Origin of the sequence: Parendozoicomonas verongulae (assembly GCF_009711465.1) — a bacterium.
Lineage (GTDB): Bacteria > Pseudomonadota > Gammaproteobacteria > Pseudomonadales > Endozoicomonadaceae > Sansalvadorimonas > Sansalvadorimonas verongulae.
Map to the genome: position 1 here is coordinate 1,187 of NZ_SMME01000697.1, position 837 is coordinate 2,023.

Genomic DNA, 837 nt, shown 5'->3' on the forward strand with positions numbered 1-837 from the left:
TCAGATTGTCTGCCCCTCCCATAGTCTGGAGTAGTCTACCCATTGTTAACTCGATATCCTTATCATCACAGGGGTGTTTACCCGTCCCCCGGCCGCTCGGGTGCGCAGTCGGGTAAAGATCTCCAGAGCAACTTCCAGACTGCCCTTGCCTCCAATGGTCTGAAGATATCTGCCCAGTGTTAGCTCGATATCCTTATCATCACAGGGGGTGTTTACTCGTCCACCGGCTGCCCGGGTGCGCAGCCGGGACCTCCGGCCATCAGAGTGCGCAGGCGAGTAAATATGTCCAGGGCTGTTCTCTGGTGTTCCGTGCCCCCCAGAACCTGGAGATGTCTGCCCAAAAACAGCTCGATCTCTTTATCCTCACAAGGGGTGTTTGCCTGCCCTCCGGCCGCCTGGGTACGCAGCTGGGTAAGTATGTCCCATGCCTTTCTCAGGTTTTCTGTCCCCCCCATGGTTTGGAGAAGTCTTCCCAGAGCCAGTTCTATCTCCTTGTCCTCACAGGGGATGTTCGCCTGGCCTCTGGCCGCTCGTGTGCGTAGCCGGGTGAAGATATCCAGAGCCATTTTCAGGTTATTCGTGCCCCCTATGGTTTGGAGAAGTCTTCCCAAAGCCAGTTCTATCTCCTTATCATTACAGGGAGTGTTTGTCTGTCCTCCAGCTGCACGACTGCGCAGCCGGGTATAGATGTCCAGAGCTATTTCCAGGTTGTCTTTTCCTCCAATAAGCTGGTGCAGCCTGCCTAGTGTTAACTCGATATCCTTGTCCCCACAGGGGGCACTCACCTGCCCCCCGCCTGCCCGGGTGCGCAGACAGGTATAGATACCCAGGGCCATT

The 837-nt window shown here is 55.9% G+C and carries 1 protein-coding gene; it reads right to left on the reverse strand.

Annotated elements, in window-relative coordinates; translation table 11 throughout:
• Positions 1 to 212: 212 nt before the first annotated feature.
• Positions 213 to 837 (reverse strand): hypothetical protein (locus tag E1189_RS03100; RefSeq protein WP_196221125.1); only part of this gene is annotated, 625 nt, incomplete at its 5' end.